Origin of the sequence: Nostoc sp. DedQUE07 (assembly GCF_034530975.2) — a bacterium.
Classification (GTDB): domain Bacteria; phylum Cyanobacteriota; class Cyanobacteriia; order Cyanobacteriales; family Nostocaceae; genus Nostoc.
The window spans coordinates 162648-179259 of the sequence record NZ_JAVRCC020000009.1 but is presented as its reverse complement, the minus strand read 5'-3'; the positions used below and the strand labels follow the sequence as shown (position 1 = coordinate 179259).

At 40.7% G+C, this 16612-nt stretch carries 12 protein-coding genes; 7 read left to right on the top strand and 5 right to left on the bottom strand.

The features are described 5' to 3' along the window. Positions 1-147: 147 nt before the first annotated feature. Positions 148-1776 carry a serine/threonine protein kinase gene (locus tag RMZ95_RS10500; protein ID WP_322686745.1) on the bottom strand — a complete coding sequence of 543 codons (1629 nt, stop codon included), beginning with the start codon at positions 1774-1776 and terminating at the stop codon, positions 148-150. Positions 1777-2195: 419 nt separating this feature from the next. Beyond that, positions 2196-2903, bottom strand: a complete 708-nt coding sequence (gene rpiA, locus RMZ95_RS10495; RefSeq protein WP_322686746.1) for a ribose-5-phosphate isomerase RpiA — start codon at positions 2901-2903, stop codon at positions 2196-2198. Between the two features lie 244 nt (positions 2904-3147). Between rpiA and RMZ95_RS10490 the strand changes: the two genes are divergently transcribed. Then, entirely contained in the window at positions 3148-3825 is a 678-nt protein-coding gene (locus RMZ95_RS10490; RefSeq protein WP_322672417.1) for an S-layer homology domain-containing protein, read from the top strand. 30 nt (positions 3826-3855) lie between these two features. Here RMZ95_RS10490 and RMZ95_RS10485 read toward each other — a convergent pair whose 3' ends face one another. Beyond that, positions 3856-5139, bottom strand: a complete 1284-nt coding sequence (locus RMZ95_RS10485) for a hypothetical protein (protein ID WP_322686747.1) — start codon at positions 5137-5139, stop codon at positions 3856-3858. A gap of 210 nt (positions 5140-5349) precedes the next feature. Here RMZ95_RS10485 and RMZ95_RS10480 point away from each other — a divergent pair, with 210 nt between their 5' ends. The 5 genes from RMZ95_RS10480 to RMZ95_RS10460 all read left to right on the top strand — a co-directional run bounded on the left by RMZ95_RS10480 (position 5350) and on the right by RMZ95_RS10460 (position 12329). Further along, on the top strand, positions 5350-5541 hold the full coding sequence (locus tag RMZ95_RS10480; protein WP_322686748.1) for a hypothetical protein: 192 nt from the start codon (positions 5350-5352) through the stop codon (positions 5539-5541). Between the two features lie 262 nt (positions 5542-5803). Then, positions 5804-8647: a DUF3131 domain-containing protein gene (locus RMZ95_RS10475; protein ID WP_322686749.1), complete on the top strand. Its 2844-nt coding sequence runs from the start codon at positions 5804-5806 to the stop codon at positions 8645-8647. A gap of 398 nt (positions 8648-9045) precedes the next feature. Then, entirely contained in the window at positions 9046-11040 is a 1995-nt protein-coding gene (locus RMZ95_RS10470; protein WP_322686750.1) for a glycosyltransferase, read from the top strand. A 175-nt stretch (positions 11041-11215) separates the two neighbouring features. After that, positions 11216-11929 (top strand): PIG-L deacetylase family protein, encoded by a 714-nt coding sequence (locus RMZ95_RS10465; protein ID WP_322672422.1) that lies wholly within the window; start codon positions 11216-11218, stop codon positions 11927-11929. Positions 11930-12002: 73 nt separating this feature from the next. Then, positions 12003-12329 (top strand): STAS domain-containing protein, encoded by a 327-nt coding sequence (locus RMZ95_RS10460; RefSeq protein ID WP_322686751.1) that lies wholly within the window; start codon positions 12003-12005, stop codon positions 12327-12329. 42 nt (positions 12330-12371) lie between these two features. Here RMZ95_RS10460 and RMZ95_RS10455 read toward each other — a convergent pair whose 3' ends face one another. Then, on the bottom strand, positions 12372-13559 hold the full coding sequence (locus RMZ95_RS10455) for a SpoIIE family protein phosphatase (RefSeq protein ID WP_322672424.1): 1188 nt from the start codon (positions 13557-13559) through the stop codon (positions 12372-12374). Between the two features lie 150 nt (positions 13560-13709). On the opposite strand from RMZ95_RS10455, the gene RMZ95_RS10450 reads away from it, so the two are divergent. Beyond that, positions 13710-14138 (top strand): anti-sigma regulatory factor, encoded by a 429-nt coding sequence (locus tag RMZ95_RS10450; protein ID WP_322686752.1) that lies wholly within the window; start codon positions 13710-13712, stop codon positions 14136-14138. 20 nt (positions 14139-14158) lie between these two features. Here the strand turns inward: RMZ95_RS10450 and RMZ95_RS10445 are convergent, their stop codons facing one another. Then, positions 14159-16612: an ATP-binding protein gene (locus RMZ95_RS10445; RefSeq protein WP_322686753.1), complete on the bottom strand. Its 2454-nt coding sequence runs from the start codon at positions 16610-16612 to the stop codon at positions 14159-14161.

The following is a 16612-nucleotide window of genomic DNA, read 5'->3' as shown; positions in this document are numbered from 1 at the left end:
GCTCGGTTAAAGGGAAAAGGATTGGAAGGCTTGATATATAAGGTTTTTACCCTTTAACATGAGTCCCTTTCCCCCAAAACCCTACAAGTACTGGGAGCCAGGGTGGTTGTGAACTTACCACGCTGCTTTACCAGAATCCAAAATTGATTAGTTATTGTCATCTTGTGGCTTTTCCTCAAACTTCTGAATATTCTGGGGTTGGCTATTAGTCGGTGAATTTTGCTTTTCTAGTGTTGGTACTACCACAGCAGAAGGATCTGATTGTTTGGATTCTGTTGGTGCTGTTGGTGGTATCAGTAGAGGTTTTGATGGACTTACGGGTTGAGGGGAAGCAGGATTTTGACTAGAAGCGGGTAAGTTCTTTTGTGGGAATGGCAATGGTGCGGGGGTGGGGGAAGCTTTTCGAGATGAGCGGATTGCCCGTAGTTTCTCCACTAAAGAGGGTGTGGGGGAAACGCTAGGTGAAGGTGTGGATTGTTCGGAATCACCGCGTTGCGGTTCTCTTGCAGGGCTGCTGGTAGATTCTTCTTGGGAAGAACGACGATTGCGGCGACGCTGTTTGGAATTAGAGACGGGTGCTTTTTCGCTTCTTGAAGTAGTGTTAGTCTCTTCACCTCTGGGTGAAGATGTACTATCAAAATTAGGTGCTTTCGCACCTGATTCTTGAGTTGGCTTTTCAACAACTGGCTTGGCAGTCGGTTGCTGAAATTTGGGTAATATGCTTGTGATTCCAAAACCTGCTGTAGCAGCAACTAAGGCTACACCTATACCAATAAGTACCTGAGATGATCCCAGCTTTTTAGCCAGTAGAGTTCCCTTAGGCATACCTGGGTTGGGTTGCGCCAGCACAGATGGTCTATGAATAGAATTTTGGGCACTTTTCCCAATTAAAGTTACTGCTTGCTGCGCAGATAAATTGACAGTTGGCACTGCGTAAGTGGGTAAAACTTGCGGTGTTCCATTCACCCCATTTCCAGGTAGCAATTGCAGCCACTCAGCAACTGTCGCTGGCCGAAAACGAGACTCTACCGCCATACCCCGCATTACCGCTTGGTTGACAGCAGCACTCAAATGTGGTTGCAGTTCGCGGGGGGAAGGCATTTGTTCGCGATCGCGCAATAATGCTGGCATGGGAACTTGGGCTGTCAGCAGTGCATACAAGGTTGCTGCTAAACCATAAACATCCGTGGCGGGTGTGCGCGCCGCTTGCGTCATATACTGCTCAATCGGAGAATAACCCTCAGAAACCAAACCTGTGTGAGTCTGCCTGACACCGCCATTAAATTCCCTGGCAATGCCAAAATCAATTAGTATTACTTCCTGCGTTCCTTGACGAAGAATAATATTATCTGGTTTGACATCGCGGTGTAACAAGCCGTTGTTGTGTACTACCTGCAACGCTGCCCCAATTTGCCGGATGTAATGAATTGCTGTGGCTTCAGGCAAAGTTATTCCTGGTAATACAAATGCGTCTCCCAAGGTTTCACCAGGAATGTATTCCATCACCATGTAAGGCAGTCCAGCTTCTACAAAAAAGTCACTAACTCGGACTATATTTGGGTGGATACACGTAGCTAATCGTCTGGCTTCATCTTGGAATTGGCGCTCGAATTTGGCAAAATCAGGATGTTGTCGCAGCCGTTCATTGATGGTTTTCATCACCACCTCCTGACGCAAGTAGTGATGCGTAGCTTTAAAGGTAATGCCAAAGCCACCCCGCCCTATTTCTTGAATTAGGGTATATTTTCCATCCTGCAAAATTGTGCCTGCTAACATAAAGAGTCCTGAGTCCTGAGTGAGCAGATAAGTACCGAGTCCTGAGTTTTGAGGGATTTCCCAAAAATTTTCCCATATTTTTATCGGGCAGGGTTCTTGCCTGTCTATTTTACGGGATGTAGTTGTTGGAATTCCTGAAGTGAGAAAGACCTCCCCACGATCGCAACAGTTTTATCTTTCTCAGATGATAGCGCGGGAGTGCGGCAAGCTTAAAGCGGAAGACGGGCTAAGGCTATTTTTGAGGTTTTATAGAAAATTAGGCTAAAGTTTAGTGTCAAAACAGAATTCAGAAGTCAGAATTCAGAATGAATGATGTACAACTGGCGAATTTGGTGAAATTTCTGTTTAAACTCACTAGAATCTTGCTTAATTTTGGATTTTAGATATCTCTAAAATCTAAAATCCAAAATCTAAAATTTTTACAGTTGCCGCACTAATGGCTGACCATCTTTGACTTCGCCAATTAAAACTAAATCGACACAGTTAACGAAGATACCATTTTCCAGAACGCCGGGAATGTTATTCAATGTCTTTTCTAGGCTGACTGGATCTTCAATAGAGTCGAATCTGACATCTAAGACAAAGTTTCCTTGGTCAGTGATTACTGGCCCAGCTTTTTTTACACCCATGCGGAGTTCTGGTTTACCACCGAGTTTTTTAATGGCATTGGTTACAGGAGTAATTGCCATTGGAATCACTTCCACAGGCACAGCAAAACTAGAACCTAAGCGGTCTACTAACTTGCCACTGTCTACCACGACGATGAACTGTTCTGCTAGGTAGTCTACGACTTTTTCGCGGGTATGTGCTGCACCACCGCCTTTAATCAAATTCTTCTGCGGATCGACTTCATCTGCACCATCAATGGCAATATCGATGCGGTCAATAGCATCCAAGGTGGCGAGAGGGACACCGTACTGCTTCGCCAGCACTTCTGACTGAAACGAGGTAGGTATACCAATGATATCTTTGAGTTCGCCCGACTTGAGGCGATCGCCTAAAAACTGAATCGTATATGCTGTAGTTGACCCCGTACCTAACCCGACAATGGAACCCGATTTGACTAGGGCGGCGGCGGCTTTGCCAACTTCTTGCTTCATTAACTTGACGGGATCTGTTGTTGTCATTCCCAAAACTCCTGAAAAACTGACTATAGTCCATAGTAGTGGGCGGATAACGCCAAAACATCAAAGGTAAAAAACAAGTTTTTGCTGATTTCCACTCCCCTGACGATCAAAACCAGCTGGCGTATTACGTAGCTATGCAACATCGCCTAGCCGAAATTCGTCATTAATTAACTGAGATTAAGTTTTGCGTTCACCTCAGTAACGTATTTTTTTCAATTCACGTTTGCAGCTACAAGTGGTTATTATGATCCGTCAGCTTTCAATTACTCTCTCTTTAATGGCACTCCTACAAAGCTTGCCAGCAATTGCTCAAGTACCAGAATCTACTTCTGAAATACCAGCTGATTCCATTCAACAGGTAACTGCTGTTAAATGGATGACAAATTTTCCCGATGGCAAATTTTATCCCGAAAGGTTAGTGAGTCGGGCAGAATTAGCCTCGATTATGGTAAAAGCCTTTCGCCTAGATAAAAGAGAAGCTGTTACCAAAGAAAATTTAACTATTCCAGATGTTCCTCGTTCTTATTGGGCATTTAATGATATACAGACAGTCTTAAAAACTGACATCATGAAAGGCTATCGGGGCAATGAATTCTTTCCTAACCAAAAGGTGACAAGGGCAGAAGCTCTGGCTATTTTCGCCCAGGCTTATGGTGTATTTCAATTTCCTGATGCCGCTGTAAATGAGATTCTGGCTTCACATCCAGATGAAAAGTCTATCCCAACTTGGGCTAGAAAAGCGATCGCGACAGTAGCTACTGAGGGATTTCTGAATACAGATGCTCAAGGTAATATTTCTCCATTAAAACCCGTAACCCGTGGGGATATGGCTTATGTATTGAGTAAATATTTGCAACGACAACAGCAACAACCCGAAACACCAGAAGTTCCGATGATTCCAAATAGCCCACAATCACCCTAGCTAGACTTTTTCTAGCCGACGTACTTAAAATCAGTTTTGACCCGGATTTTTATACTTGTCTCGAAGTTGGCGAAGAAGATATACGGAATTAGACTGTGTTGGTTGCTGCAACACATTATTCCCATAATTAGTTTGTGGTATTTGGGTCGGTTGTTGCAAGCCATAATTCCCATAATTAGACTGTGGTAGTTGAGTTGGTTGTTGCAACACATTATTCCCATAATTAGTTTGTGGTATTTGGGTCGGTTGCTGCAAGCCATAATTCCCATAACCTACAGAGTTTGTGGGTGGGACAACACTTTGACTCGGACTTTGGCTAGAGTAAGGTACAGTATTACTTGGTGCTACATTAGGGACTACTTGACCGTTATTTAAATTAGTGTAGGTATTGTAGGGATTTTGCGGTAAGTTCGTACCCGTACTTAACCCATTATTAGGGACTACTTGACCGTTATTTAAATTAGTGTAGGTATTGTAGGGATTTTGTGGTAAGTTCGTACCCGTTGATGTGTTACCTGTCCCAGTAGTTAACCCAGTGTTTGGTAGAGAATTCTGACTGGTTAAGCTATTGCTGGGTGGCATTAAGGTTGTTCCTGGAGCGGAAACTTGCCCTACAGCATTTGTCTGAGTTGCAGTGGTACCACTGAAGCTAGACAATTTCTGGTTTGTCGATTGATTAAGCGCTGCTTGCAGAGGGTCGATAGAGAGAGAATTTTGATTCTTATTGGTTTGATTAGTGAATCCAACACCCAGGTTAGAAGATGTTTGGTCTCCCCCTGTTGGTTCAGACGCCGTATTAAAAGTTTTAAGACCTAGAAACGGGTTATTACTATCAACTGTTCCAGTACGCAATAAATTGTCTGTTTGTTGGACAAAGGGATTTTTCGCGGCTGGGGAGGTGTCGCCGTTAACACTTAAACCAGGATTTAATTTGGTATTATTAGCAGACTTTTGTTTGTTGATGACATCATCTAATAAGCCTTTGCTCTTTTTTGCCTCAGTTTGTTGTTCAGGCGCATTTGCCGTTGATGAAAGAGTTCCTTGCTCAAAGTCATTAAATAAAGCTGGCAGGTTATCAATATCTGCTGCAATAGCTTTGTTTTCTTCTGACAGGGAGGAATCAGCAGACTTTTGTAAAACGACTGGTTTTTTTTGCTTATAAGCGAAAATATCTGGGTTTGACCAGTATTCCCAGGTTGCTAGCCCAACTACAGATAAAAAAATCGCAGTTCCCCAAAAACCAGGCCGCCCTAGATTCCATAACCTGGCTTTGAGATAGCGTAAGTAGGCGGGAGGATAATGACGATGTGGCATGGGATTTGCTAAGTGAGATTTACTATAAATTGGTAAAATTCAACGGAAGAGGCATTGCTGTTTGATGCTTTTATTGCCTGGGAAGGAAATATCTCAACTAAAGTTCGATTGTGATTTCATCGTAACTTCTCAAGAAATTATTAGTTACAAGTAAGTCAAAAATTTACCAATCACTATTTTAAACTAAACTGTTTAGTCTAAAAATTAATTTTGAGTATCTTAGCTGCGATCGCCCCAACTTCCATTTTCGCTATCTTGATTTTCTACAGGACTAGGACTAATAACTCATCGATGGTGCTTACCGAAGAATGGATAGCTACTGCGATATCTACAATATTCACCTTGGGCAGCAGAGGTGGCATCTCTGCGGTAGAAATATTTAAAATAGTTAATTACAAATAATTACAGTTAGTAATTATTTGTATATATAGAAATAAATTTTCTCTATAAAATCTCTTTTTCGGCAAAATACAAACTTCTTCCGTATATAGTCCCCATTTAAGGAAACAGTATAGAAAATTTCCGTATAATTCACCCTGATTTCCAGAATTTTTCCGAATATCATTTACTAGCGCTACTTGACTCATTCAATACATCTCTATTTATGAATATAGCTGTACAGATGTGCAATGACGTTGCTAAGTCCTAACTCTTTCTTTGCATTATGATATACAAACCCCCTCAACAAAAGCTGTTGAGATGGATTGCATTGTTCCTAATTGGAACATTTCTGCAATTTTTGTTTTACATCCCGACACCAGTCTTATCTCAAAATTCCAATAGCTGTAGCAATATTACAACCCCCCTGACATCTGAAGAACAAACTTATGCTCGTGCGGCTTGGCAGTATTTTGTCAAAAATTATCAGCCAGCAACGGGATTTACCAATTCTACTGGCGGTTATCCTTCAGGTACACTCTGGGATATGGGTAACTACCTGATGGCATTGAATGCTGCACGATGGTTGAATCTTACCGATCAAGCAGACTTTGATTCTCGCCTCAATAAGTTTTTGACGACTCTTAGCAGTCTAAAGTTATTTGAAGATGCTTTGCCCAATAAAGTCTATAACGCAGCTACTGCACAGATGGTTGATTATGGTAACAATCCGCTGGAGCGTGGTCTTGGCTGGTCTGCTTTGGATGTTGGGCGAATATTGGCTGCGTTTGATGTCATCCGTACCTGTCATCCTCAATATAATGACTGGCTCAAAGGAATTATAGCGAAGTGGCAGGTGGCGCGATCGCTCAAAGATGGACAACTTTTCGGCGCTACTGTTCTCCCTGACAACAAAACCTTACTAGTGCAAGAGGGACGACTCGGCTACGAAGAATACGGTGCTAGGGGTTATCAACTTTGGGGTTTCTCTGCACCCAAAGCTATTGCTTTAGAACCATTTAAGTTAGTTGAAATTAATGGTGTGCAAATCCCTGTTGATAGCCGTGACTTTCAAAGCACCAATGCTAATAATTACGTTGTGAGTGAGTCTTATATCCTTGATGGGATTGAATTTGGCTTGCAAGGTGAATTAGCTGATTTTGCTGCCAGGGTTTTAGATGTGCAAAAACGGCGTTTTGATACCACAGGTCAGTTAACTGCGGTAACAGAAGATAATATCGACCAAGCACCTTATTTTCTCTACAACACCGTTTACGCCAACGGTACAAACTGGGCAACTATTACCGATACCAATCAACCTTACCCACAGTTTCGCAGCCTCAGTACAAAAGCTGCTTTTGGCTGGCGCTATCTATTTCCAGATAATGCTTATGCCCAAAAAGTTTTTGATGCAGTCAAGGATCTTCGCAGTCCTGATGATAGCGGTTACTATGCTGGCATCTATGAAGAATCAAAACAACCCAACAAAGCTTTAACAGGTAATACGAATGGGTTAATTTTGGAGATTTTATACTACAAGGCTAAGGGAAATCACCCTTTAATTGCTTCGGCTTCTACGAGTGTGTCTACTAGCAAGCCTAGTGAAAATGCTTCTTCAGCAACACCTGTAAATCAACCGAATTCTACTGACAAACCTAGTGAAAATGCTTCTTCAGCAACACCTGTAAATCAAGCGAATTCTACTGTTACGATTCCGATCGCAACTTCTAAACCTACAGAAGTAGCTGTTGCACCTATTCCACCAGTGGATAGTCCCCAGTCATCATCTAACCTGAAACTAGAGCGATCGCTAACGCCTGTTGAACGGCGCTATGCAGAAGCGGCTTGGCGATACTTTCAAGCGAATTATCACGCTAAGAGTGGGCTGATAGACGATCGCAGTGATTTTAAAGGTGCAACCCTCTGGGGATTGGGAGATTATCTGGCAGCACTCCATGCAGCGCGATCGCTCGATACAATTACCCCTAAAGAATTTGACCAGCGCACCCGCCATCTCTTAGGAGCTTTGACAAAGTTACCGTTATTTGCTGGGGAATTGCCAAGTCGGAGTTATGATACGCGATCGCTCCAACCAATCGATTATGGTGGTAATCCAGTTCCCGAAGGAAACGGTTGGTCAGCTTTAGATTTGGGTAGAATGCTGGCAGCGCTTTACAACTTAAAAAGCTGTCATCCAGAATACACGGCTGCCGTAGATAAAATTGTCCTGGATTGGTCATACTTGCGTGTGGTACGCGAAGGTATTCTCTCCAGTGCCACCGTTACCAAAGAAGAAGATGGGCGATATCTCACCCGCGTTAACCCCGAAATCCGCTTGGGTTATGAGGAATATGCCGCTCGTGCTTTTCAATTATGGGGGTTCAATCTCGATCGTTCTGCTATTGGAGGCGAATATCAAACTGCCTCAGTGGAAGGATTGAAAGTCCCAATTCAACGCCATCGCACAGATACTAATTCTAAAGTTAACCAATATACAGTTAGCAATCCTTTTGTACTCTATGGATTGGAGTTTGGATTAGATCCAAAAATGCGATCGCTCTTTGAACCAATTTTTCAAGCACAAGCTGAACGTTACCGCCGCACGGGCACGCTCACAGCCTCAGCCACCACCTTAATCGATCGTAAACCTTACACTGTCCACAGTACAATTACTGGACAAGGAGAGTCTTGGGTGGCTTTAGGAGATGATGGTCAACCAGTACCAAAGGGGCGATTGGTAAGTACAGCAGTAGCTTTTGCCTATAATGCCCTGCTTCCAGACAATAAGTATAGTCAACAGTTACAGGAAGGAACGACTGACTTATATAATCCATTAGTTGGATTTTATGAGGGCTTCTACGAAACCACCGGCAAAACGGCAGTTGGTTTTACCAGCAGCACCAACAGTATGATTTTGCAATCCTTACTATACAATGTGACAAATCGACAACCCTTAATTCGTCCGATTACTACTATGAACTCCCTTTGGTGGCAGACAGTTACTAAGGGAAATTCTGGGCGAGGTCTACCAAATAGCGCCACACAACAAACCAAGTTAACTTCTGATAGTTCTGGAAGTTACTGGGTTTCAGATAGTGAAAAGACTCATCTAGTAACTGGCACAAAATAACACAACCAAAACCCTGATTTTCAGGTAAGAGCAATTCATAAAATTGCTCCTACAGTCTGTAGTTTTGTATAGGACTCATATTTGATTTTTGAAAAAAACTCAGTACAGCTTTATTCCTTCTTCCCAGTCCCCATTACCCCTTATCCCCAGAGGGGGCCCCACCATCCCCAGTCCCTAGTCCCTACGATTAATTCAGAAATCAAATCAGATTGCTATATAAGTCCTAGTAATCCAAAATCCTTGTAGAGATGTAGCAATGCTACGTCTTTACATCTAGATTTGTAGCTCAATTCAGCAACGCTAATTTTGGATCGAGCGAGAAAATTTGTTAGTCGCAAATTTAACTAGGGAATACTTATGTTGATGAGGATGCAGATACATTAACTATTGGTACTAAGATGGCTTCAGTTTCTCTAACAAACTTTCCTGGTAACAGCCGCTCATTACTCAAAAAAAGAACGCTGTTATTTCGTTATTTAGCAGAAATCAATTTAATTTTTGGTATCTGGTATTTGCAATGGCGCGTCACCCATTCGATTAATTTTGATGCCCTCTGGATTTCTATTCCTTTGCTGATAGCCGAGATTTACAGTTATTTCGGTGGCGTCATGTTTGTAATTGGGTTGTGGCGACCTTTAGTCAGACAAATTAAGTCTCTCGACCAGATGACCCCACCTATACCCAGAGCCGACTGGCCAACAGTGGATGTATTTGTAACCTGCTACAATGAGCCGCCGGAAATTGTCGAAAAAACTGCCAAAGCTGCCTTAGCAATCGATTATCCGCCCATCAAGTTACGCGTTTATGTGCTGGATGATGGGAACTCGGCTGAGATGCGAGCGATGACAGAAAGATTGTGTATTGAAGATTTGCAGTCCCCACAATTACAGCTAGAAGCGGAACGGATTGATGCAGAACATGCTGGATTGTTAGAGCGTTTGAAGCAACTGGAAAATCTGACACCTAATACTCAAGCTGCCGAACAATGGCTGCAAACATCATCAGAATCAGTGGTGAACCAGCCTGCGGTTGGATTTGTGCAAAGTTTGCGATCGCTGATTCTTTGGCTACCTCCGGCTCACCCCAATATTAGCGATTCTCTGACAAAGACGCTACGCGATCGCCTCATTATAGAACGGAAAGCTTTAGAAGAAGCTATTTATAAAAAAGAACTAGAACTAGTTGATCTGGCTCGTTTTCGTTACATTGCTCGTCCGAAGACGCCTGGTGTTGCACATCATGCCAAAGCTGGCAACATCAATTATGCAATTTTTTCTGGAGAAACGTCAGGAAATTTTATTGTTACTCTAGATGCTGACCACATTCCCAAGCGAAATTTTCTCAAGCGAGTTCTGCCTTATTTCTACACCTATAATCTTTTAAACGGAAAATACGACCAGAATCAAATTGCTTTTGTACAGACCCGCCAGGATTTTTACAATATTCCTCCAGGCGATCCTTTTGGACATCGAGCAAATTTATTTTATGGGCCACTTCAACAAGGCAAAGATGGCATGAATGCTGCGTTTTATACAGGTACAAATGCGATTCTCAGACGTGAGGCATTAGTTAGTGTAGGACTGCAAAATTTTGCTGATGATTTTGCTAAAGATGAAAAACGTTTAGATGAATTTGATTTAGTTGGTGGGGTATCCAGTAATAGCATTACGGAAGATATGAATACAGCCATGCGTCTGCATAGTGCTGGCTGGAAATCTATTTATCACAATGAACTTTTGGCAGAAGGTTTAGCACCAGACGATCTCAGTTCTACTCTTAAACAGCGGTTACGCTGGGCACAAGGAACTATCCAAGTGCTAGTGAGGGAAAATCCTCTAACCAAATCAGGGCTAACGTTTTGGCAAAGGTTGCAATATTTCAAGACGATGTATAGTTATTTCTCTGGTTTTGCTACTCTGGTTTTTATTTCTTGTCCAATTATCTATTTTTTTACGGACATTGTTCCAGTTAGAAGCTACGGGTCTGACTTTGCCATACATTTTTTTCCAGCTTTTATTATTAACCGTCTGACTTTCCTTACAGCTACTTGGGGCATTCCAGCTAGAGAAGTATGGCGTTCTGAACAATATGCGATCGCTTTATTCCCCTTATTAATCCAAGCTGTATGGAGTGTGTTCACAGGACAAAAACTCAATTTTCAAGTCACACCTAAGCAGCGACAATCCGGGATTTATCTCCGGCTTGTTTGGCCGCAGTTGGTTGTTTTTATCCTTACCATTTTGGGGATGTTATGGAGCCTTTACCAATTCGCTATTGGCCATTTAAATAATCCTGATGTTCACCTGCTCAATAGTGCATGGGCTATTTATAATTTATTACTTTTGTGGGCGATCGTCCGCGCATCTGTTTGGCAGCCTCCAAAAGAGGTTTAAAAGTTAAGTAATACCATTTTGGATTTTAGATTTTAGATTTTGGATTGTGAAATCTCCATTGGATAAGTGTTTCAGTTTTCCATCTGTCGCAATCATTTTTAAAATTGGTATAAGAGGAGTGAGCAGAAGGAAGATGACTACTGACTTATAAATCCAGCCTAGAAAAAAAACAGCTATGAACACTGATTCAGACTCAAAAAATTTTGGTCAGCGAACTGTCTTAACAATTTATGCTCATGCTGATGATGAAGTTCTACCTGCTGCTGGTACTCTCAGTCTGATGTCCAAAGCAGGATGGAATGTTCGTTGCTTAATTTTGACTGATGGTGGTCTTTCTAGTTCGCCTGTTAAGGGTACACGTCATCAAGAAGCAGATGCAGCTGGCAAAATCATCGGTGCAACTTACGAGTTTCATGCACTTGAGGAGTGCAATTTCTCCACACAAGTAGTGATTAAAGTTACTGAAGAAGCTCTTGGGCGTTGGCAACCGGATCTGATTATTACTCACGCACCACAACCTGAAAAATATGGGCATAGAGATCATGAAGTGTGTGCGATCGCAGTTTCTAATGTTGCTACCCGCAAAAATATACCCTTGTGGTATTCAGCACCACCTGTTTTTTTGCGAGGTTTTGAACCCAACTTTTTTGTGGATATCACCTCTGTAATTGAGGAAAAAGTTGCAGCGATCGGTTGTTATGAATCAGAGTTAAATAAAGCATTTATGCAACTTGATGCCATACTTGTTCTGTCTCGCTTCTGGGCACGTGAGTTAGGTCAAAAAGACGGCTATTTTGAAGCTTTTGAAATTTCTCGGCAATGGGTTGATGCTAGCTTTTTTATGGCAATCGCAAATAATAGTCATCAAAAAGTATTAAAACAAAACTAATTGTAGATTTTCTCTATTGCAGTTTGCCTTAATTCAATGCCAAAATATAACTACATAATAAGGTAACCAAACCATGAATTTGAGTGTGAAAGTCCTAGAAATATCGGGAATTTTAGATGGTATTAGAGGTAACGAACTACGTCGCGAAGTTAGCGGTATGCTGGCAAATGGCGCTGATATTTTGTTAATCGATATGAAAGAAGTAAAGTTTATTGATAGCTCTGGTTTAGGTGCTTTAGTATCAGCAATGCAAATGGCACGAGCTGCTAAAGCTAAACTGTTTGTTTGTTCGATCAGCGATCAAGTCAGGATGTTATTTGAACTGACGAAAATGGATAGAATTTTTCAAACTTTTGCTGATAAAGATGACTTTTATCGTCAAGTATTAGCAACACAATAAGCTGTGAAGCAATCCAAATTTAAGTATGTATAGCTGACTATTTTAACCAAAGTTAACTTTTACTAAAGATAAGTCATCATCAAGATTATCTTGAGTACTTAAGGTGAGAATCTTTGTTAAGAGTTGATTGAGGTTGCAGGTATTTCCAGTAGATTTACTTAATAAGTCAATGAATGCATCGATTCCCCAAATTTTACCATCTGGCTGATTAATTTCATAAGCACCATCACTAAAAATGTATAAAGTGCTGTTTTCTTCAACCTGAAAAACAGCATCCTCAAATTTAACTTCAGGCAAAAAACCAATTGGTAAATCTAAAGAAGTTAGCTGTTTAACTTCAATATTGTTTGTGGAGGTATTAGATAACAGTAAAGCTGGGGGATGTCCGGCGTTGGCATAAACGAGTTGACGTTTCAGGCGGTGATAAACTCCATACCAGATTGTAAAGTATTTATCACCGTGCTTACTCATTTGGAAAGCATGATTGAGAGCTTTTAGGACTTCACTTGGTTGACAAAAGTTAGTGTTTGGTAGAGATTGCGATCGCAAAACATTCTGTACGGATACCGATAGGAGGGCAGAACCCACCCCATGACCAGATACATCTAACAAATAAATTGCCAAATGATCCTCGTCAATCCAATAATGGTCGAAGCAATCGCCTCCTAGCTGCGCTGAGGGAATAAACAGATTTTCTGTAGTTACTGCTCCTACAAGCGGTGAGGGTAAAAGCGATCGCACATAATCAGCGGCCTCAGCCAATTCTGCTTCCAAAATTTGCTTTTGAGTTTGCAAATCCTGATTTAGTGTCTCCAAAGCTTGCTTTTGACTTTGCAAATCCTGATTTAGCTGGTGTAACCTTAGTCCTGCTCTTACCCGTGCTTTCAATTCATTCATCTCTATTGGTTTGGAAATAAACTCATCCGCTCCAGCATCAAGTCCCCTAACTCTATCTTCCTCCTCTCCTCGAGCTGCTCCCCTAGCTGTCAGTAAAATAAAAAAAGTAGTTGCCAACTCTGGATCTGTTCTAATTCGACGGCACACTTCTAACCCATCTACCTGTGACATCATCCAATCACAGATAATCAGGGCAGGATGTAGTAGTTGTGCTTGGATAATTCCTTCTTCACCATTGCTAGCTACAGTAGTCTCATAACCCTGCCTTTGGAGTGTGCTTTTCAGTACTGCTCGCACTGTCGGGTCATCATCAATAACCAAAATTTTAAACATAAATTACAGTTTACTAAGTAAAATAATTGGTAAATAGTTGCTTTAATTTAAGTTATATGCAATTTGGTTTTTAATGTATAGTAAAAATACTCAAATTAAATAATCTAATTAACGAATATGATGATTTCACGATATTTTATTAGTTAAGAAGTGAATAATAAAATTTATCTCAAAGTCAACACAGACCTGACAGTTTCACCTCAAGTTTTGTCTTGGTTCGAGCAGATGAATCAACCACCTATTCTCGATAAAGAAATTTGGTGGCAATGTCAAACGCTGATGATGGAAGGCTTTACTAACATTGTCGAACATGCCCACAAAAATTTACCTATTGAAACTCCAATTGAGATGGAAGCTGTGCGGTTAGATGAATACATAGAAATTCGCATCTGGTCTCAAGGCGAACCATTTGACTTAGAACAGCAATTGCGCCAAACATCTGAATTTGAGGATAACAATCGAGAGCGCGGCCGAGGTTTAAAAATTATGTCCGCCATTGCCGACAAATTGAGTTATGAGCCGACAGTAGATAATCGTTACTGTTTATTTATTAGTAAATCTTATAAAAAATGTCTATGATTGCAGTAGGGAGATCGTGACTACTGACTAATGATTAAAAACTCTTGGATGCGTTTAATAAAATCTTCTAACTCTACAATTAAGTTAATAGTACCTCGACGCTCTTGATTGCTCGCTAATTGTTCTAGTTTTTCTGCTGCCAGATACATAGGTGTAACTCCCATATTGGCACTAGAACCTTTAATTTGATGGACTTGGAGCGCTATTTGCTCAAAGTCATAATCTGCGATCGCTATTTTAATGACTTCTAGACGAGGTTGAATATCTTCAACAAATATTTGTAGTAGTTCTAATTCAAATTCTGGGTTATTTTCTGAAAGTTGATGCAATCGTTCCCAATCAATTAGGAGTTCAACTGAACCAACATTTGTTGTCGAAACTGTCTGCTTTGTGGCAGCTGTTTCTTTTGCCTTGAATATTACATTTCCCCAATACTCTAACGTCGCAGCCAAAGTTTCTTTCATCACCGGCTTGCTCAAATAGTCGTCCATTCCAGCATCTAAACACATTTGTTTGTCTTGTTTCATTGCATTAGCTGTCATTGCAATTACTACAGGACGACGACCACTAGCAAAGCTGCTTTCTTGCCAACGATGAATTTGTTTTGTGGTTTCTAAACCGTCGAGAATCGGCATTTGACAATCCATCAGAATTAAATCATAAGGAATCTTTTCTAATAGTTGCAACGCTTCTTTTCCATTATTAGCAACATCAGCACTATAGCCTATATTTTTGAGTTGCTTCAAGGCTATTTTCTGATTCACTAGATTATCTTCAGTTAAAAGAATTCTTAATTTATATAAATCAGGAGACGGGGAAGGAGGGGACGCAAAGACGCTCTTATGCGGAGATAATAAGAATAATTTCTGACTTTTGAGAGCCAGTTGCTCCATATGTGAAGACTCGATCGCTTTTGGGATCTCTTGTTGGGAGAAGACCACACTGGCTCCTGCTGACTCCTCTGGAATAACAGAAGCGGCAATCGTAAAGTAAAATGTACTACCTGCATTAAATTCACTTTCAACCCAAATTCTGCCACCCATTAACTCGCACAGTTGCTTACAGATAGCAAGACCTAAGCCAGTACCGCCATACTGTCGAGTAATGGAGGAGTTAACTTGACTGAAAGCTTTAAATAAACGCTCTAAGCGATCGCGTGGAATTCCAATGCCTGTATCTTTAATACTAAACTGAATTTCGTCAGGATTTGCAGCAGAAGAATGATTGATATCGCTATTATTGCGGATTATAACTGAAACTTCTATACTTCCAGTTTCGGTAAATTTAATCGCATTACTGATTAAATTAATCAAGACTTGGCGCAGTCTGGTGATATCTCCCACAATCATAGTAGGAAGTTGAGGACTATCTAAAAATGTGAGTTTTAAACCTTTTTCTCTAGCTGTAGGTGCAAGTAAATAAAAAGCCTCATGAATGCAATTTCGCAAAGCAAAAGGTTCCTCTTCGAGTTCTAAGTTACCCGATTGGATTTTGGAGAAGTCAAGGAAATCGTTAATAATTTTGAGTAAGGAATTTCCACTGGTGTAAATGGTTTCAACAAAATCTTGCTGTTCAGCAGTCAATTCAGTATATTGCAACAAACCGGCCATACCAATTACCGATGCGATGGGAGTCCGAACTTCATGGCTAATCATTGCTAAGAATTCCTGTTTAGCAAGTTCTGCCTGCTTTCGTTCAGTCATATCTCGCAAAATGTAAACATAACCTTGAAAATGTTCAATTTGTGTCTTGACAATTGAGGATGAAAAAGCTATATGAATTATTTTACCACTTTTGGTATAACAAACGGTTTCTACTTCTTTTACTAAAAAATTTATGTCTTGACTGTGGGATATATCAATATCATCAATTATCAATGGATATTTATTAACTTCTTCAATAACTTTTGCAATCGGTTGACCGATGAGTTCTATTTCGTTGTATTGCAATAAGATTTGTGCGGCATAATTCATTTTTTTGATCTCGCCTGATAGCGTTGTCACTAACAAGGCATCCGCCATTGATGTCACAATTTGGTCAATGTATTGTTTAGAAGCCTTTAAGTTACGTAATAAAAGATTTGCTTCATTTGCACCTTGAAATAAAGATTGTTCAAGCACCATCCGTTCTGTCGCATCTTCGACAACAATGGTTAGTCGATTTCTAGAATGGTCTTCTTGGAGATTATTAGTAATACAAATGTCAATATATAAAGGAGAAGGCGTATCTGGCGATCGCATAATTCCTTTTAATTCAAAATTATCTTGTTCTCCCTGGAGAATTGCATCAAAAACATCTTCCAGTCCCTCTAATTCTGGAAACATAATCCGAACATCCTGACCTAGCTTTACTTCATTAGGAAGCTCGGCAAAATGATTTAATCCCAAAGACATCTCTAGAATTTTGAAGTTTTCATCAATTATCAAATATTCAATGCCACATACAGCTAATAGGTTTGTAAAAAATGAATTCAT